This is a genomic window from Stenotrophomonas sp. YJH_SMC_40, from assembly GCF_059368615.1.
This window is the reverse complement of the sequence record NZ_JCAFRX010000010.1, coordinates 20,230-38,053: the sequence shown is the minus strand read 5'-3', so window position 1 is coordinate 38,053 and position 17,824 is coordinate 20,230. Positions and strand designations below refer to the sequence as shown.

The following is a 17,824-nucleotide window of genomic DNA, read 5'->3' as shown; positions in this document are numbered from 1 at the left end:
TCAGCGCTCCTCCAGCGGTTCGTCGGCCGCCGACAGCGGGCGTGCCGGGGTGTGGCTGCCGTGGTCCAGCGACGGCCCATCATCATGTGGCCGCGGTCCGTGGCGCAGGATCTTCACCAGGTACCAGATGCCCCAGCCGAACACGAAGGCGTAGCCAACGACGTAGACCGCCAGCGACAGCGCGGTCATCCACGCACTCTGCGGGCCGACCGCATCAGCAGTGCGCAGCACGCCATACACCACCCACGGCTGGCGGCCCATCTCGGTGACGAACCAACCCGACAGCAGCGCGATGAAGCCGCTGGGCAGCATCCAGTTCCAGCCGCGCAGCAGCCACGGCGAATCCAGCAGCTTCTTCCGCCACAACTGGAACGCCGACACCCAGGCCAGCAGCAGCATCAGCGTGCCCAAACCGACCATGATGCGGAAGGCGAAGAACACCGGCGTCACCGGCGGCCGCTCGTTGGACGGTACCGAGGTGAGCGGGTCGAAGGTACCGTCCAGGCTGTGGGTGAGGATCACGCTGCCCAGCTTCGGGATGGCAACTTCGAAATCATTGCGCTCTTCCTTCTCGTTCGGCAGCGCGAACACCACCAGCGGTACGCCCTCGCCCTCCTTGGTTTCATGCCAGTGCGCTTCCATCGCCGCGATCTTCATCGGCTGGTGCTTGAGCGTGTTCAGGCCATGCATGTCGCCGACGAAAATCTGCACCGGCACGGTCAGTGCCGCGAACGCCACCGCTGCGATCAGCATGCGCCGGCCCGCTTCCACGTGCGTGCCCTTGCGCAGGTACCACGCGCCCACGCCACCGATCACGAAACAGGTGGTGATGAACGAACCCAGCGCCATGTGCGCCAGCCGGTACGGGAACGAGGGATTGAACACCACCTGCCACCAGTCCACCGGATGCACCACGCCGTTGACCATCTCGTAGCCGGCCGGCGTATGCAGCCAGCTGTTGGACGACAGGATCCAGAACGTGGAGAACAGCGTGCCCAGCGCCACCATGCAGGTGGACAGGAAATGCAGGCGCGGCGAGACGCGGCCCCAGCCGAACATCATCACGCCGAGGAAGCTGGCTTCCAGGAAGAACGCGGTCAGCACTTCATAGGTCAGCAGCGGGCCGATGACCGTGCCGGCCACCTCGCTCAGCCGTGGCCAGTTGGTTCCGAACTGGAAGGCCATGACGATGCCGCTGACCACGCCCATGCCGAACGACACCGCGAAGATCTTCTGCCAGAAGAAATACAGCTCGCGCCACACGGGCAACTTCGTGCGCAGCCAGCGCCATTCGATGAAGGCCAGCCAGCTGGCCGTGCCAATGGTGAAGGCGGGGAACAGCACATGGAAACTGATGACGAATCCGAACTGGATCCGGGACAACAACAACGCGTCCAAGGGACGCCTCCTGCCTGTGACCGGTGGGATACCGGACCACTTTAGGAGGATTTCGTTAAGACGGGATGCGACCGGGTGACGCGCTGCTTCACTTTGTCGCAGGTGAAGCTGGGTGACAGGATGAATGGGCTACAGGGGCTCCAGCAGGGTCAAGGGCGGCTCCTTGGCGATTCTCAGGGCCCGGGGTACCAGTGCAGTCAAGCAGGCCGCCATCACCAGCACAACAGCGCTCGATATCGAGAACCACGGTGAACCGGTGATGCCGTCCTGCGGCGACCCTACCCACTGCAACGACAACGCGCCGAGCAGGGTGCCCAGCGTGGTGAACAGTGAAACCTCGAACATGATTTCGGCAAAGATCACGGATCCGCGAGCACCCAATGTCCGTCTAACCCCAATGGAGTGCCGGCGCTGATCAAGCCACGCGCCCACAACTCCAGAAACGCCGGCCATCAGCACACCGAGAACAACGGCGGTCATGACCGCGAGCACGGTCGTAGCGAAGCGATCAGCTTTGACGTAGGCGTCGCGATAACCCGCCAGCGTCTCGACACCGGCTGGATGCATGATCCGATAAGGCCGCTGCAGCGCATCGGCGGTGCGATCAAGCGATGAACGATCAACCTCCGACTTCCACTTCGCCAGATAATAGCGACTGGCGCCCATGGGAAGGCCCGGGAGCAGCACCCACTGCGAGTCCCGCTCATTGCCGCCTGGCGCCGGTCCAGCAACAGACGCAAATACGCCCACGATGACCCGGCTGCTGCCGGGGCCGAAATACAGGTGGCGGCCAACAGCATTCCCCGTTCCGAACAGATGGGCAGCCAGCGATTCACTGATCAGCACCACCGGAGCGCCTTCAACCATGTCCTCCTCCATGGCATCGCGCCCCAGGACGATTCCCGCGCCCAGCATCGCCAGCAAGCCAGAGCTTGCAGTTACAACGGGAACGCGATCACATCCAGCAACGTCTGCCGTGCCCGCGTTCATCGAATGCACCATGGCCGACTCACTGGTGCATACGCCGTATCGATGGGCTCTTCCCCCGAACGGAACAGCGTCGCTCACAACCGTGTTCTGAACACCGGGCAGCCGGATCGCGGACAGGTCTGCCCGCAGCACTGCCGCATCCGCGCCGTCTTCGACATCAGAGACTCTGACCACACCAATCGATGCTGCCTCCCGGATGCTCCCGGCGTTCAATCTGGCGAAGCTGTCCAGCGCAGATTGCAGTGCGAACGCACATGCCAGGCTTGCAAGCGCTGCCTGCACTGCAAGCAGTGCGGCGCTTCCCAAATGTCGTCGGGTCTCCCTCATCGAGTCGAACATTTCAGGCAGCCCCCTTCGCGAAGGCACTCGACAGGGAGCTGACCCTGCAGATTTCAAACGACGGGACCAATGAACAGAGCAACGTCGTGACGACTCCCAGGCCAGCGGCCATCAGCATTGCCCCAGCATGCATCGCCGTTATCGCGCTGGGCAGAACGTCTCCCGCAGCAACCACCCGGATTCCCAGCGTGTAGGTGACGACAGCGAGCACACTGCTTGCGGCTCCCGCCGCGATGGATTCCCACATGAGCTGGATGAACACGTCCCGACGTCGCGCTCCCAGTGCACGTCGTATCGCGAGCTCCCGCCGACGGCGCCCCAGACTGAAGCTCAGCAGCGCCGCCGCGTTGACGATGCACACACCGAGAAGGATCAGTGACAGCCGAAGCTGCATCCTGGCCCGCTCCGGAACCAATCCCAGCCTATCCAGCCACTCCATCAACGGCCAAAGTGCCACCTGCTGGGTGCCTGGTTCGATCCGAAGGCCCTTTGCCTGTGCATAGGCATCCAGATTCGCCCGGTAGGCGGCGACATCGTCCGCGGTGGGCAGCCACGCCCACAATTGGAGCCATGACACGTTGGCTCCTGCAGGGTCCGTGTCCTGGTCACCCCCCCAGATCGCCGTCCCATCCACAACAGTCAGCCTGTCCGCGATTGCGGTCTCAACCGGCAGGTAGATCTCGTCAGGTTCCACAAACGGCCGGCGTGTGAGATCTCCCTGAAACATCGGCACCGGATGCCAATCCTCCGCGACACCCACAACAGTGTAGGTGCGCCTGCCCAGTTCCAACCGATGACCAACACAGTCCTGCGCACACTCGCGCTCACCAAGCGCACGCGACAGGACCACTATACGACTCGCAGCATGCCCCTCCTCGGCGGTCCATGCGCGCCCTTCAACAACAGCAATGCCAAGAACACTGAACACTTCGGACGTTGCGAACCTCGCACGCAGCCTTGCGCTGGAGGCTCCCGGCCGGGAGAGCGTCACCGCCCCGCCCGCCATGGCGGCCTGCTTCCACGACCTCCCCTGGCCCAGAAGCGCCTTCGCATCCGGCCAGGTCAGTGCCTGTCCCGGATCCGAGGAACCACTGCGCAGAGCATCTGGACGCGCGTCAAGGTACGGGCGGAACAACGCGGAGCTCCGGCCTGGCGCGGGATCCGACGATGCCTGGAGAACAATGGAGAGCATCACGGTCGTGATCCCCACCCCCGCACCCAGCATGAGAGCGATTGCCAGATGAGTCCCGATTCGTTGCTTGAATCGGGCAAGCGAAAGCTGGATGTAGTAGAGCATCATCCAATTGCATCCGGCGTTGGATTACTGGCGCACCTGTCCATGTGATTCTCACTCCATACCCGTGGAAGCTGATGGTTGAGAGTCTCTGATTGTGAAACTCCGACTCAAGCGGAGGCATGGAGTTTGCAACTTTCCTCAGGAAACACACGTAGCTCGCGGACCCTGGATAGAGCGACTGCCACTGATGACGAGGCCGACGTGACGGAGTCTGACGGGAAAGGCCAACTGCCGACGTGGAGACAACGCCCGACGCTTGGATATCTGATCGGAAGTTGGAGGAAGAAGCGTCCCAAAGCAGTTGCGGGCGTCAATGTTCTTCTAGACCCAGATGTACCAGGCCGCTGCAGCCAACAGCGCGCCAAACAACAGCACCTGCACCACCACATAGCCCACGCCACTGTCGCGCGACTCAGCGGCAATGCGCTTCTGCAGCGCCTCACTCACATCCGGCGTTTCTTCCCGCTGCACCTGCTCACGCAACGCCTGCGCCAGCGCGCGCTCTTCCGCATCGCGAGGGTCGGTCGGTCGGTTCACAGCAGTTCTCCGGCGGCGGCACGCCGCGTCAGTTCCTGCTTCAGGACCTGGCGCGCACGGTGAAGGTGGCTCTTGATGGTACCGCGCGCCAGCCCGGTCACCTGCTCGATTTCGGCCAGATCGAAATCCTCCAGGTAGTGCAGGCCGACGATCAGGCGCTGCGGCGCGCTCAGCCGTTCCAGTGCCACGCCGAGCTGGCGCCCGGCCTGCAGCGCCTCGCTCAACTCGGCGGGCCCGGGGCCTTCATCGCCGATCCCCAGTTCCTCCGGCACCTCCACCGCCACCACCCATTGCGCCTCCAGCCGCCGCCGGCGCAGGTGCTGCAGTGCAGTGGTGTAGGCCACCCGCGAAACCCAGGTACGCAACGAAGATTCAAAGCGGAACCGGTGCAGCTGGCGGAACACGGCCAGGAAGGTTTCCTGCAGCAGGTCAGCCACCTGGTCGCGGTCGCCCACCATGCGTCCGATCACATGCGCGCAGGTGCGCTGGTGGGCTTCAACCAGCTGCGCGAAGGCCGACTGCGAGCCATCGATGATGGCTCGCACCAGGGCCTGGTCCGCGTCCAGCGGTGCGGCGGGTGCCGCCGTCGCCGCTGCATCGTGACGGCGACGGCCCCGCAGTGCCGACAATGCTTCGCCGAACAGGCTCATCTACGGGGCGCCCCCTGTGCCCGTGGCATGTTCCAGCTCAGCCCTTGCGGACGGCGGGACGGGTGAAGTGCCAGGCCAGCAGCTGGCCGAGGCCGGCGCTGCCGACCAGTGCGGCGGCGGCGCCGAAGGTCAGGTCACGGGCACCCATCGCTTCCAGCAGGGCCATGGCCAGCGCCAGGCAGACCAGGCTGATGCCCCAGCGCAGCGCGCCCTGGCGGCGGCGCTCTTCTTCCAGCACGGCCAGCGAGCGGATCACTTCCTCGGGCACGTGCGGGGCCACCAGCTTGCTACGCGCGCGGGCATCGGCAATGGCGTGGATCGCGTAGGCGATGCAGATGAAGAGGGTGATCGGGATCAGTTCCTGCATGGTCGGGCTCCTGTTCGGTGGATGATGCGGGTTCAGGAGAATGGATGCGCGAGGCCGGCCAGCGGTTGCACTACTTTGCCAATCCCGCTGCCATGACCTGTGGCCCCTGCCCCCGGCCCGTGCGGCTGCTACGCTTGGCCGGTTTTCCTCTACTGGTGCCGTCCGCCCATGTCCCGAGTGCTGCCCCTGTCCCTCCTGCTGTCGGCCGTGCTGGCCGCACCGGCCGCGCATGCCGCGCCGACGCCGATCACCATCGAACAGGCCATGGCCGACCCGGACTGGATCGGCCCGCCGGTCGAGAAGGCCTGGTGGTCGTGGAACAGCCAGCAGGTGGAGTACCAGCTCAAGCGCAACGGCAGCCCGGTGCGCGATACCTTCCGCCAGCCGGTGGCCGGTGGCGTGGCCGCGCAGGTGGCCGATGACCAGCGCGGCACCCTGGACGTGGCCGAGCCGGTCTACGACCGCAGCCGCAGCCGCAGCGCCTTCGTGCGCAATGGCGACGTGTTCGTGCGCGACCTGCGCAGCGGCGCGCTGACGCAGCTGACCCGCAGCAACGAGCGCGCGGGCAACGTGAACTTCGCCGCCGACAATGGCGTGATCTGGCGCGTCGGCCAGAACTGGTTCCACTGGACCGCCGCCAGCGGCGTGCAGCAGGTGGCCAGCCTGAAGGCCGAAAAGGACCCGCGTACGCCGCCGAAGGCCGACGTGCTGCGCGACCAGCAGCTGCGCACGCTGGAAACCCTTCGCCGCGACCGTGACCAGCGCGAAGCACTGAAGGACCAGGACCAGCGCTGGCGCCAGGCTGACCCGACCCGCGCGCCGGGCCCGGTGTACCTGGGCGCCGACGTGGAGATCGCCGACAGCGTGCTGTCGCCTGACCTGACCCACCTGGTCGTGGTGACCAAGCCGAAGGACTTCGATGACGGCCGTGGCGGCAAGATGCCGCTGTACGTGACCGAGTCGGGCTACGAGGAAACCGAGGACACCCGCACCCGCGTCGGCCGTAACGGCTTCGAGCCGCACACGCTGTGGTACGTGGACGTGCGCACCGGCAAGGCCGAGAAGGTTTCGCTGGCCGGCCTGCCGGGCATCAGCACCGATCCGCTGGCCGAGCTGCGCCGCAAGGCCGGCAAGGACGCGCTGAAGGGCGAGCGCAGCCTGCAGGTGATGAGCGACTTCATGGGCGGTGGCATCCGCTGGAGCCCCGATGGCCAGCAGGCCGCGGTGATGCTGCGTGCCAACGACAACAAGGACCGCTGGATCGTCAGCATCAACGCCGCCGACGGCCGCGTGCAGAACCGCCATCGCCTGACCGACAACGCCTGGATCAACTGGGGCTTCAATGATTTCGGCTGGATGGCCGATGGCCGCACGCTGTGGCTGCTGTCGGAGGAATCGGGCTTCTCGCACCTGTATACCCAGTCCGGTACGGCCAAGCCGCAGGCGCTGACCAGCGGCAAGTGGGAAACCTCGGCGCCGGTGCCCTCGGCCGATGGCAAGGGTTTCTACTTCCTGTGCAACCAGCAGGCGCCGCATGACTACGAAGTCTGCGCGGTCGACACCGGCAGCCGCCAGGTGCGCGAGCTGACCAGCCTCAACGGCGTGGAAGACTTCTCGCTGTCGCCGGACGGCCAGCAGCTGCTGGTGCGCTACTCCGGCGCCTACCTGCCGGCGCAGCTGGCCGTGGTACCGAGCACCGGCGCAGGCCAGGCCCGCGTGCTGACCGACACCCGCACTGCCGAGTTCAAGGCGCGCCAGTGGATCCAGCCGAAGCTGGTGGCGGTGCCGTCCAAGCATGGCGCCGGCGTGGTCTGGGCCAAGTACTACGAGCCCGAAAACAAGGAACCGGGGAAGAAGTACCCGATCGTGATGTTCGTGCACGGCGCCGGCTACCTGCAGAACGTGCACCAGCGCTACCCGGCCTACTTCCGCGAGCAGATGTTCCACAACCTGCTGGTGCAGAAGGGCTACATCGTGCTGGACATGGATTACCGCGGCAGCGAGGGCTACGGCCGCGACTGGCGTACGGCGATCTATCGCAACATGGGCCACCCGGAACTGGAAGACTACAAGGACGGCCTGGACTGGCTGGTCGACACCCAGCAGGGTGACCGCGACCATGCCGGCATCTACGGTGGTTCCTACGGCGGCTTCATGACCTTCATGGCCCTGTTCCGCTCGCCGGGCACGTTCAAGGCCGGCGCCGCGCTGCGCCCGGTGGTGGACTGGCACCAGTACAACCACGGCTATACCAGCAACATCCTCAATACCCCGGACATCGATCCGGAGGCGTACCGCGTGTCCTCGCCGATCGAATACGCGCAGAACCTGCAGGACAACCTGCTGATCGCCCACGGCATGATGGATGACAACGTGTTCTTCCAGGACTCGGTGAACCTGACCCAGCGCCTGATCGAACTGCACAAGGACAACTGGTCGATCGCACCGTACCCGCTGGAGCGCCACGGCTATGTGCGCGCCGATTCCTGGCTGGACCAGTACAAGCGCATCCTCAAGCTGTTCGAGCAGAACCTGAAGTGAGCAACGCCGCGGCCACGATCCACATCGTGGCCGCGGTCATCCTGGATGACCGCGGCCGGGCGCTGGTGGTACGCAAGCACGGCGCCAGCCGCTTCATCCAACCGGGCGGCAAGCCCGAACCCGGCGAAGCGCCGCTGCAGGCGCTGGCCCGCGAACTGGACGAAGAACTCGGTGTGCAGCTGTGCGCCGAAACCGCCATCGCGCTGGGCACCTTTGAGGATTGGGCGGTGAACGAACCCGGCCATCGCGTGCAGGCACAGGCCTGGTGGGTGCGGGTGGACGGCACGCCACAGGCATGTGCCGAGATCGCCGAACTGGCCTGGGTGCCACTGCAGCCGCCGCATGGCCAGCCCTTGGCACCGTTGAGCGAACACCATATCCTGCCGGCCGTCGCCACCCGGGTGACGGCCCGCTGATCGCGCGGGCACCGATTGCAAGGACACCGGATGTCAATGTCGATCCCGCCGATTCCCTCGCTGGTCCAGCCGACCTATCACGCCTGGGTGCGCCCGATCGCACACGCTTCGTTCTGGCTGTCGCTGCTGCTCACGGTGTACTTCGTGATGCAGGGGCTGCTGCTGTGGCCGCTGCACAACCTTCCGATCTGGCATCTGGTTGAGAGGGAAGTACAAGACCAGCACCTGCACAGCCTGATCTGGCTTTTGGCGCATCCGGTAGCCGCGTCGATGATTGCCGCGCTGCTGTGCCTGGCCTCGACGCTGGCCAGCTGGGGCCTGCTGCGCGAGCGCAGCTGGGGCCTGTGGAGCTTTGTGGTGATCCTGCTGCTGAGCGCATTGGCCAACTTTGCGATCGCCGGCTGGTTGGACGTGTTCATGCGTGATGTCATCCCGTTTCTCTCCGACGACGCCGTCCTGCAGCAGGAACTCCATCTGAAACGCTGGTTGATCACGCTGACCGTGGTGGCCATGTCATTGGTGCTCCTCGGCCTGCAGGGCTGGCTGGCCTGGCGCCTGTTGCGGCCGGACATCCGCTCGCGCTTCCACTGAGCCACCCCCTTTCCCGCACGACAAGGACCGTCGCTTGCGCTTTTCGACCCTTCTCCCCGCATTGCTGCTGTTGACTGCGCTGCCTGCCGGCGCCGATGCGCTGCAATGTGGCGAATACCGCAGCGCCGATGGCGGCATGGCGCTGGTGTTCACCACTCCGGGCAGCGGCTACCACCACGATGATGGCAGCGAGCCGCAGCCGCTGTGGGTTGATCGCGGTGCGGCACAGACGCGGTTGGTCATGCTCGACGATGGCGTGGCGCAGCCGATCCGGATCAGCGCCGATGGGCAGCGCATCGAGCACGACGGGGTGGTGCTCTACACCCTGCGCCAGCCCCGCGCCTGCGCCAGCGAGCCCAGCGCGATGGACGGCAGCTGCCGCGCCGCCGGCAGCCACTGCGTTGCACGGCTGCCCACGGCCTCACCCGGCCAGGCCCAGCGTGCGTGCAGCGAAGGCGTTGGCGCGGGCTGCTCGGCGCTGCTGCGCCAGCTTCGCGATGGAACAACTGCAGTCGGCAGCGATGACACCAGCCCCGCGCGCTTCGAACGCCCGCCCATCTGCCGCGAACACACGCCCGGCCATGACCCGCGGGCCTGCGAGACGCTGACCGGCGATGCGCTGGCCGCCGCCATGCAGAAGGTCGGTGAACGCCTGCAACAGGAAGACGAAAACATGCCGGATTCACCGCTTCCGGCCGCTGCACGCGATCGCCTGCAGCAGTTGTGCCTGCAGCACCGCAGTGGCCGCTTCTGCGTCGAACTAGCCGCACAGCAGCTGATCGCGCTGGAGCCCGCATTGGCGGTGCAGGCGCTGCAGGTGGTCTGCGATGCCGGCCGCGCCAGCGCCTGCGAACGCATCGCACCGCTGCGCGGTCCCGGCGCTGACCTGCGCCTCGTCCCGGCCCAGCAGGTGCCCTGCGGCCGCTACCAGGCCGATGGAGGCGTGATCGACAGGCTCGACTTCGGCGATGGCACCCGGGCCCGCCTGCAGAACGGCGCCATCCACCTGCAGCAGAACGGCGAAACCCTTGTGCTGCGCCAGCTCGGCAACGGCGATCTGCTCGGCATGGATGCGCAGACCGCCTACCAGCGTTACCAGTTCGTGCCCGGCACGGCACAATGCACGCCCCCGCGCGAGGGCCGTGGTTCGCCGTAGCGCCTGGAGTTTCCCGTTTGATCGTCAAGGAGACGACATGCATTCACCCGCACCGCGCCGCCGCTGGCTGGCTTGGGCGTTGCTGCTGGCCGCACCGATGGCCGCCGCACAGTCACCACAATGCGGTCTATTCAAGGCCGACGAAGGCAGCAGCACGCTGCGCATCAGCTCACCCAACCGTGGCGAGCAGAAGCACTTCGGCAGTGCACCGTCTCCGGTCGCGTTCCAGCAGATCGACGGGAAGCTGCAACTGGTGAACCTGGAGTACGGCCTGCCCAGCCCGCTGCAGGTACGTGATCGTGGCCGCACGGTCGAGGTGGATGGCACGACCTACATCCTGCTGGCCCCCGAACAGTGCGCCGCCGCAGCCACACCGGCTGAAGGCAGCTGCCTGGCCAATGCCGTGGCCTGCCTGGACAACCGTCACGAAGCCACTCCGGCCGCGCTGGAAGCAGGGTGTCGGGAAGGCGTGCCCGGCATGTGCCTGCAACTGGCTGATCGCTGGCGTGATGAAGCCAAGCCTACGGTGAAGGCCGATCCTGTCCAGCAGAAGGCGGCCCTCGACGCCGCCCTGTCCGGCATCAAGCTCCCCGCTGCCTGTGACAACGGTGGCTTCGAACAGGAAACCCCGGCATGTGCCGCCGCGCTCGAGGCCGACCCCGCAGTGCAGGCGCAGCTGGTCAAGGCCGCGATGACGGCAGCCATGACCGAAGCCATGGTGACGATGACGGCGCCGACCGTGCCGGTGATCATTCCGGCTGAGCGGCGGCAACAGTTGTTGCGGCTGTGCCGCGAGGTAGCGCATGGCGGCTTCTGCGAGCGGGTGGCCGAACTGTCCTGGGACGCGGGAGATCCCCTGCTGGCGGTGCAGGCGCTGGCTGCGGCCTGCACACCGGGCAACGACACCGCCACCTGCGAGCATCTGCCGGCGTTGCAGGCGCTGGGCGCATCATTGCAACCGCAACCGGCAACGGCCCTGCCCTGCGGCAACTACCGGGCCGATGGCGGTCTGATGGACACGCTGGACTTCGGTGACAACGGCCTGGTCGGCGTTGGCTGGAACAGTCATCTCCGCGCCCGCGTCGAAGAGGGCGACATCCGCATCCGCCACGACAGGGGCGGCGACTTCGTGCTGCGTCCGCTGCCTGGCGGCCAACTGCTGGGCCTGGATACCTGGACCCGCTTCCAGGTGTTCACCTCCACTGGAGATGGCCCGGGCCGCTGCAGTGCACCAAAGCAGTACACCGTGCTGCCGCTGCCCCAGGATTGCCCGCAGGCGCTCGCTGCCGGCGGGGCGGAAGCCTGCTGCGCGCAGGGCAGGCTGCAGGGCTGCAACATACTCGGCAACCGCCTTGCGCTGTCCGGGCACTGGCTGCAGGCCGCCGAGCACTACACCACGGTCTGCCGAGCCGGCGTCCGCGAGGGCTGCGAGAACCTGGTCACGGCCCAGGGCAACGATGCCGAGGTGGATGCACATGCACTGCTGGACCGGCTGTGCAAGGCCGACCGCAGTGGCCTGCACGTGGCCTGCGACGTGCTCGGCACCCAGAACTGGGAACTGATCGATCTGGGCCGCGCGCTGCAGAAGGCGGCCGATGACGCGGCATCAGACGACACCCCGCCGCCACGCCATTCCAACCGCAAGCGCTGAGCCGGCCAGGGCCTGTCCGCAGCTTCGGGCGGGCCCTGCGGTAAAGTACGCGCCATGAACGAATTCGAGCGCGTGCGCGCCTACCTCACCGACCTGCAGGACCGCATCTGTGCGGCGATCGAGGCCGTCGATGGCCGGGCCCGCTTCCAGGAAGACCTGTGGCAGCGTGCCGAGGGCGGCGGTGGGCGCACCCGCGTGCTGCGCGACGGCGCGGTGTTCGAGCAGGCCGGTATCGGCTTTTCCGATGTGTCCGGCAGCCGCCTGCCGCCGTCGGCCTCGGCCAACCGCCCGGAACTGGCCGGCGCCTCCTGGCGCGCCACCGGCGTGTCGCTGGTGTTCCACCCGCTCAACCCCTACGTGCCGACCACCCATGCCAACGTGCGCTTCTTCCAGGCGCAGCGCGATGGTGAAGTGGTGGCCAGCTGGTTCGGCGGCGGCTTCGACCTGACCCCGTTCTATCCGTTCGACGAGGATGTGCAGCACTGGCACAAGGTGGCACGCGATCTGTGTGCGCCGTTCGGCGACGAACGCTATGCCGCGCACAAGCGCTGGTGTGATGAGTACTTCTTCCTGCGCCACCGCAATGAAACGCGCGGCGTCGGCGGGCTGTTCTTCGACGACCTGCACGGCGACTTCGAGCGCGACTTCGCTTATCTGCGTGCGGTCGGCGATGGTTTCCTCGACGCCTACCTGCCGATCGTGCAGCAGCGCAAGGACACCGCGCATGGCGAGCGCGAACGCGAGTTCCAGCTGTACCGCCGCGGCCGCTACGTGGAGTTCAACCTGGTCTACGACCGCGGCACGCTGTTCGGCCTGCAGAGCGGCGGCCGCAGCGAGAGCATCCTGATGAGCCTGCCGCCGCGGGTGCGCTGGGAGTACGGCTTCGCCCCGGAAGCGGGCAGCGCCGAGGCGCGCCTGGCCGACTACCTGGTGCCACGCGACTGGCTCTGATCTTCCGGCGCCACGCCTGACGCGTGGCGCCTTCTCGCGCCTGTGGTGCGCCCCGCACCGGACAGGCCCTGCTCACTTCCTTCAAGGATGACCCCATGCCCGCTGCTGTTTCCCCCCGCCCCCGCGCTGTGGGCTGGCGCTCCCTGCTGTTGCTTGCATTGGCCTCGGCCAGCCTGCCGGCCGCCGCGCAGTCGATGGCCTGCGGCACCTACAAGGACAGCAGCGGCAACACCACGCTGACCCTGGAGAGCGAAGGCCACGGCTTCCTGTCCGGCCCCTACCAGGCCACCGAGGAACTGCGCATCGCCCGCCAGGAAGACGTGCTCGGTACCGGCAACCTCTCCACGGGCCAGCTGGAAAACTGGTACTTCTCGGACAACGACCGCACGATCAGCACGCCCTATCGCGAGTTCACCCGTGAGCACGCCGCCGCCTGCAAGACGATGCCGCAGCCCGTCGAGGACGGTTGCGTGATGAACACCTCCGAGTGCCTGGAGGCGCTGCCAGAGGCCGCACCCGTGAAACTGCACGCCTGGTGCGCCGAGGGCGTGGGCGCAGCCTGCATGCGCCTGCTGGAGACCTACCAGCAGCAGGCCAAGGACGCAGCGCCCAGAAAGGAAGAACCGCCGATTCCCGAGATCTGCAGGGAGGAGCTGCCCTCGTTCGACGCCGAGGGTTGCATGACGGCAGCCAAAGAGATTGCCTCGGAAATGATGGGCAAGGCCCTGCTCGGCCTGCAGCATTCCGTGGATGCGCCTCTGCCACCTGCACAGCTTGATGAACTGATCGACCTTTGCCGCGTGCAACAGGGCGAAACGTTCTGCGCCGACACCGCCGAAACCTTGTGGAGCAGTGGCCGCCTGCAGGAGGCCCGCGATGCGCTGCAGCGATCCTGTGCACAGCGCGCGGATGCCCCGGCCTGCGGTCCGGCCAAAGACCTTGCCGTTCTCGCCAGCGCCCCCGCGGCAGCGCTCACGCCGGTGCCGGCCGCCGCACTGCCCTGTGGCAGCTTTGAAGCCGAGCGCAGCGTGCTGTCGCAGCTGCGTTTCCTCGAGGGTGGTGTGGTTGAGGCCCGTGGCCGCGAACAGCCACTGCGGGCAAGCCTGAGCGACGGCCGCATCCTCATCCACCGCGATATCGGCAGCGACTTCGTGCTGCAGCTGCTGCAGAACGGCAACCTGGTCGGTATCGACAGCGGCAATCGTTTCGCCTACTACGAGCGCAAACCGGCGGCCGGCACTACCCGCTGCACACCGTGAATGATGCGCTGTAGCGCCGAGCCCATGCTCGGTGCTGCACGATCAGGTGCCCTTCCGCGGAAGGATGGTGATGTGCCCGGTCGTCTCCAGCAGGGCGATCTGCACATCCTCGATCCGCAGGCCACCCTGCTGGCGCAACGCAGCATCGAAATCGGCCCGGCTGATCAGTTCGCGGCGGAGAACACCCTCCAAAAGCCGGCCATCGCGCGCGATTACGGTAGGTTCTCCTTCGATCATCCGCTCCATGCGTCGATTCCGGGTGGTCAGCCAGCCCACCCCATAGTTGAGCAGGATGAGGGTCGCGGCCAGCAGCAGGCCGCCGCCCAGCGAGGTATCGGTGCCCAGCAGCGCGTTCTGCACCGCATTGCCCAGCAGCACGATCAACAGCACGTCGAAGGGCGTGATCTGCCCTAGAGCCCGCTTGCCGCCAAGCCGGACCATGCCCAGCACCACGACATAGACCACCACCGCGCGCAGGATGAACTCCCACCAGGGCATTGCCAGTGCGAACAGGTCGGGCATGGTCTTCCCCTGTGGGACGGTAGCCCAGCCTAGCACCAAGGATCTGACCCCATCCCTGGTGCTGCGGCGGCACAAATAAAAAGCCCCGCTGACCAGGGGGAGGTCAACGGGGCCGGGGAACGGGCACTTGGGGAGGAGTCCCCGTTCCGAGATCTGCTCCAGGGGATGGGAGAGATCCACAACAGGCGTTGCGCCTGTCGAGAGTTATAGAAGCACTCCGAACACTAACGGTTCGTGAAGGGGCCCAATTTAATGAACCTCGATCAGGACAACATTCATGATCGAGTCAGAAACCTCTGACGAATGAACGAATTCACGTCGTTTTCGGCCTGAAATACCCTCAGTGCGCTTCGTCCCAGTTGTTGCCGACGCCGGTATCGACCACCAGTGGCACCCGCAGTTTGGCCGCTTGCGACATGCGCTCGACCACCTGCAAACGCAAGTCTTCAACGAAACTGCTTTCGGTTTCAAACACCAGTTCATCGTGCACCTGCAGGATCATCCGTGCCGGTGCGCCGCTGTCACGCAGCCACTGGTCCACGTCCACCATCGCGCGTTTGATGATGTCGGCGGCGGTGCCCTGCATCGGCGCGTTGATCGCCGCGCGTTCGGCACCGGCGCGCAGGCCCTGGTTACGTGCATGAATGTCGTTCAGGTACAGGCGACGACCAAACAGGGTTTCCACATAGCCCTGGTCGCGGGCCTGCTGGCGCATCCGCTCCATGAAATCGCGCACGCCCGGGTAGCGGCTGAAGTACAGCGCCACGTAGTCCTGCGCCTGGCCACGGTCGATGCCCAGGTTGCGGGCCAGGCCGAAGGCGCTCATGCCGTACATCAGCCCGAAGTTGATCGCCTTGGCGGCGCGGCGCTCGTTCGGGGTTACTTCCTCCAGCGTGCGCCCGAACACCTCGGCGGCGGTGGCACGGTGCACGTCGGCGCCCTGCTCGAAGGCACGCACCAGGCCCGGGTCCTCGGACAGGTGGGCCATGATCCGCAGTTCGATCTGCGAATAGTCGGCCGCCAGCAGCTGGAAGCCCTCCGGGGCGATGAACGCGCGGCGGATGCGGCGACCATCCTCGGTGCGGATCGGGATGTTCTGCAGGTTCGGGTCCGACGAGGACAGGCGGCCGGTGGCGGCACCGGACTGGTGGTAGCTGGTATGCACGCGGCCGGTGTCCGGGTTGACCATCTCCGGCAGCTTGTCGGTGTAGGTGCTGCGCAGCTTGGCCAGCCCGCGGTACTCCAGGATCACGCGCGGCAGCTCGTGCTGGTCGGCAATCGCCTCCAGCGCCTCTTCATTGGTGCTGGGCTGGCCCTTGGGAGTCTTCACCACCGCCGGCAGCTTCAACTCGTCGAACAGCACCGCCTGCAGCTGCTTGGGCGAATCCAGGTTGAAGCTGCGCCCGGCCAGCTCGGTGGCTTTCTGCTGCGCTGCCAGCATGCGCGAAGACAGGTCCTGGCTCTGCCGGCGCAGTTCGTCGGTGTCGACCCGCACGCCGTTGGCTTCGATGCTGGCCAGCACCGGCACCAGCGGCATCTCGATGCCGCGGTAAACGCTGTCCAGCGCCGGCTCGGCCAGCAGCTGCGGCTGCAGCGCGTGGTGCAGGCGCAGGGTGATGTCGGCGTCCTCGGCGGCGTAGCGGCTGGCCTCGTCGATGCCCACCTGCGAGAACGGAATCTGCTTGGCGCCCTTGCCGGCCACGTCCTCGAACTTGATGGTGCTGTAGCCCAGGTAGCGCAGCGCCAGCGAATCCATGTCGTGGCGGGTGGCGGTGGAATTGAGCACGAAGCTCTCGAGCATGGTGTCGTCGTGGTAGCCCTGCACCTGCACGCCGTGGCGGCGCAGCACGTGCAGGTCGTACTTGCCGTGCTGGCCCAGCTTCTTCTTCGCCGGGTCCTGCAGCACCGGGCGCAGTGCGTCCAGCACCTGCTGCATCGGCAGCTGGGCCGGCGCACCCGGGTAATCGTGGCCGACCGGAATGTACGCCGCCCTGCCCGGCTCGACGGCCAGGCTGATGCCCACCAGCCGCGCACGCATCGCGTCCAGCGCATCGGTTTCGGTATCGAAGCTGATCAGGTCGGCCTGCTGCAGGCGTTCGACCCAGGCCTGCAGCTGCTCGGCGCTCAGCACGGTCTCGTATTCACCCGGCGCGGACAGTGCCGGATCCAGCGTGCCGGCGGCGGGCGCCTCGACGCTGCCACGCGCGAAGCCGGCCGCAGTGCCGCGCAGGCTCGGGGTCGCCTCGCTGGCGGCCACCGGTGCCGGCACCGGCGCACCCAGCTCCTTCAGCGCCTGGGTGAAGCCGTAGCGCGCATACAGCTCGGTCAGCTCCGGCACGTCCTGCTCGCGCAGGGCCAACGTGGTCGGGCTGGCGTCCAGCGCCAGGTCGGTGCGGATGGTCACCAGCTCGCGGTTCAGCGGCAGACGCTCCAGCGCCGCGCGCAGGTTTTCGCCGATCTTGCCCTTCATGGAGGGCGCGGCCGCCATCACCCCATCCAGGTGCTGGTACTCGGCCAGCCACTTGGCAGCGGTCTTCGGCCCGCACTTCTCGACGCCCGGCACGTTGTCGACCGCGTCGCCCATCAGCGCCAGCAGGTCGATGATCTGGTCGGCGCGCACGCCGAATTTCTCCATCACCGCCGCATCCGAATCCATGCGGCTGCCGGTCATGGTGTTGACCAGCTCGATGCCCGGGCGCACCAGCTGGGCGAAGTCCTTGTCGCCGGTGGAAATGGTCACCTTCAGGTCCTGCGCCAGGCCCTGGAGGGCCAGCGTGCCGATCACATCGTCGGCTTCCACGCCGGGGACGCGCAGGATGCTGATGCCCAGCGCCTCGACGATGCGGCACATCGGCTCGACCTGGCTGCGCAGCTCATCGGGCATCGGCGGGCGGTTGGCCTTGTACTGGTCGTACAGGTCGTCACGGAAGGTCTTGCCGGGCGCATCGACCACGAACGCGACGTAGGCCGGGCGTTCCTTCAGCGTCGAACGCAGCATGTTGACCACGCCGAACAGTGCGCCAGTGGGTTCACCCTGTGCATTGGACAGGGGCGGCAGCGCGTGGAACGCGCGGTACAGGTAACTGGACCCGTCGATCAGGACTAATCTGCTCATGGGCCGATTCTACGCGCCCGTGCCTGCACCGCGACGACACGGCA

General features: G+C 66.6%; 15 protein-coding genes. 7 read left to right on the top strand and 8 right to left on the bottom strand.

Annotation, left to right across the window (positions count from 1 at the left end; translation table 11 throughout):
* From AC5P6X_RS17810 to AC5P6X_RS17785, 6 genes are all read right to left on the bottom strand, one after another.
* Positions 1–1,398 carry a cytochrome ubiquinol oxidase subunit I gene (locus AC5P6X_RS17810; RefSeq protein ID WP_049448215.1) on the bottom strand — a complete coding sequence of 466 codons (1,398 nt, stop codon included), beginning with the start codon at positions 1,396–1,398 and terminating at the stop codon, positions 1–3.
* A 129-nt stretch (positions 1,399–1,527) separates the two neighbouring features.
* Complete coding sequence (locus tag AC5P6X_RS17805) at positions 1,528–2,727, bottom strand: ABC transporter permease (RefSeq protein ID WP_049448213.1); 1,200 nt, start codon at positions 2,725–2,727, stop codon at positions 1,528–1,530.
* Position 2,728: 1 nt separating this feature from the next.
* Positions 2,729–4,024, bottom strand: a complete 1,296-nt coding sequence (locus tag AC5P6X_RS17800; RefSeq protein ID WP_237398807.1) for an ABC transporter permease — start codon at positions 4,022–4,024, stop codon at positions 2,729–2,731.
* Between the two features lie 321 nt (positions 4,025–4,345).
* The gene (locus AC5P6X_RS17795) at positions 4,346–4,561 is read right to left on the bottom strand and encodes a hypothetical protein (RefSeq protein ID WP_049448210.1); all 216 of its coding nucleotides are present in this window, start codon (positions 4,559–4,561) and stop codon (positions 4,346–4,348) included.
* Positions 4,558–5,211, bottom strand: a complete 654-nt coding sequence (locus AC5P6X_RS17790; RefSeq protein ID WP_049448208.1) for an RNA polymerase sigma factor — start codon at positions 5,209–5,211, stop codon at positions 4,558–4,560. The genes AC5P6X_RS17795 and AC5P6X_RS17790 overlap by 4 nt, the downstream gene beginning before the upstream one ends.
* A 37-nt stretch (positions 5,212–5,248) precedes the next feature.
* Positions 5,249–5,578 carry a hypothetical protein gene (locus AC5P6X_RS17785; RefSeq protein WP_043034435.1) on the bottom strand — a complete coding sequence of 110 codons (330 nt, stop codon included), beginning with the start codon at positions 5,576–5,578 and terminating at the stop codon, positions 5,249–5,251.
* Positions 5,579–5,746: 168 nt separating this feature from the next.
* Between AC5P6X_RS17785 and AC5P6X_RS17780 the strand changes: the two genes are divergently transcribed.
* The 7 genes from AC5P6X_RS17780 to AC5P6X_RS17750 all read left to right on the top strand — a co-directional run bounded on the left by AC5P6X_RS17780 (position 5,747) and on the right by AC5P6X_RS17750 (position 14,143).
* A complete protein-coding gene (locus AC5P6X_RS17780) occupies positions 5,747–8,119 on the top strand; it encodes a S9 family peptidase (protein ID WP_049417913.1) in 2,373 nt (790 codons plus the stop codon).
* Positions 8,116–8,535 carry an NUDIX hydrolase gene (locus AC5P6X_RS17775; protein WP_005411620.1) on the top strand — a complete coding sequence of 140 codons (420 nt, stop codon included), beginning with the start codon at positions 8,116–8,118 and terminating at the stop codon, positions 8,533–8,535. Before AC5P6X_RS17780 ends, AC5P6X_RS17775 begins: the two co-directional genes overlap by 4 nt.
* Positions 8,536–8,565: 30 nt before the next feature.
* Positions 8,566–9,126, top strand: coding sequence for a hypothetical protein (locus AC5P6X_RS17770; RefSeq protein ID WP_049448203.1), 561 nt, complete (start codon positions 8,566–8,568; stop codon positions 9,124–9,126).
* A 34-nt stretch (positions 9,127–9,160) separates the two neighbouring features.
* Positions 9,161–10,282: a hypothetical protein gene (locus AC5P6X_RS17765; RefSeq protein ID WP_262091063.1), complete on the top strand. Its 1,122-nt coding sequence runs from the start codon at positions 9,161–9,163 to the stop codon at positions 10,280–10,282.
* Positions 10,283–10,319: 37 nt separating this feature from the next.
* Positions 10,320–11,933: a hypothetical protein gene (locus AC5P6X_RS17760; protein WP_262091062.1), complete on the top strand. Its 1,614-nt coding sequence runs from the start codon at positions 10,320–10,322 to the stop codon at positions 11,931–11,933.
* 54 nt (positions 11,934–11,987) lie between these two features.
* Complete coding sequence (gene hemF / locus AC5P6X_RS17755) at positions 11,988–12,884, top strand: oxygen-dependent coproporphyrinogen oxidase (protein ID WP_088429546.1); 897 nt, start codon at positions 11,988–11,990, stop codon at positions 12,882–12,884.
* A gap of 95 nt (positions 12,885–12,979) precedes the next feature.
* The gene (locus tag AC5P6X_RS17750; RefSeq protein WP_049448196.1) at positions 12,980–14,143 is read left to right on the top strand and encodes a hypothetical protein; all 1,164 of its coding nucleotides are present in this window, start codon (positions 12,980–12,982) and stop codon (positions 14,141–14,143) included.
* 42 nt (positions 14,144–14,185) lie between these two features.
* Here AC5P6X_RS17750 and AC5P6X_RS17745 read toward each other — a convergent pair whose 3' ends face one another.
* Positions 14,186–14,665 (bottom strand): DUF421 domain-containing protein, encoded by a 480-nt coding sequence (locus AC5P6X_RS17745; RefSeq protein WP_024957711.1) that lies wholly within the window; start codon positions 14,663–14,665, stop codon positions 14,186–14,188.
* A 340-nt stretch (positions 14,666–15,005) separates the two neighbouring features.
* Entirely contained in the window at positions 15,006–17,780 is a 2,775-nt protein-coding gene (gene polA / locus AC5P6X_RS17740; RefSeq protein WP_262091061.1) for a DNA polymerase I, read from the bottom strand.
* Positions 17,781–17,824 lie beyond the last annotated feature (44 nt).

Excerpts from the sequence above, each read along its gene's own strand:
- AC5P6X_RS17805 (WP_049448213.1), bottom strand. The coding sequence starts at position 2,727 with ATGTTCGACTCGATGAGGGAGACCCGACGACATTTGGGAAGCGCCGCA.
- AC5P6X_RS17800 (WP_237398807.1), bottom strand. The coding sequence starts at position 4,024 with ATGCTCTACTACATCCAGCTTTCGCTTGCCCGATTCAAGCAACGAATC.
- AC5P6X_RS17790 (WP_049448208.1), bottom strand. The coding sequence starts at position 5,211 with ATGAGCCTGTTCGGCGAAGCATTGTCGGCACTGCGGGGCCGTCGCCGT.
- AC5P6X_RS17785 (WP_043034435.1), bottom strand. The coding sequence starts at position 5,578 with ATGCAGGAACTGATCCCGATCACCCTCTTCATCTGCATCGCCTACGCG.
- AC5P6X_RS17780 (WP_049417913.1), top strand. The coding sequence starts at position 5,747 with ATGTCCCGAGTGCTGCCCCTGTCCCTCCTGCTGTCGGCCGTGCTGGCC.
- AC5P6X_RS17770 (WP_049448203.1), top strand. The coding sequence starts at position 8,566 with ATGTCAATGTCGATCCCGCCGATTCCCTCGCTGGTCCAGCCGACCTAT.
- AC5P6X_RS17760 (WP_262091062.1), top strand. The coding sequence starts at position 10,320 with ATGCATTCACCCGCACCGCGCCGCCGCTGGCTGGCTTGGGCGTTGCTG.
- hemF (WP_088429546.1), top strand. The coding sequence starts at position 11,988 with ATGAACGAATTCGAGCGCGTGCGCGCCTACCTCACCGACCTGCAGGAC.
- AC5P6X_RS17750 (WP_049448196.1), top strand. The coding sequence starts at position 12,980 with ATGCCCGCTGCTGTTTCCCCCCGCCCCCGCGCTGTGGGCTGGCGCTCC.
- AC5P6X_RS17745 (WP_024957711.1), bottom strand. The coding sequence starts at position 14,665 with ATGCCCGACCTGTTCGCACTGGCAATGCCCTGGTGGGAGTTCATCCTG.
- polA (WP_262091061.1), bottom strand. The coding sequence starts at position 17,780 with ATGAGCAGATTAGTCCTGATCGACGGGTCCAGTTACCTGTACCGCGCG.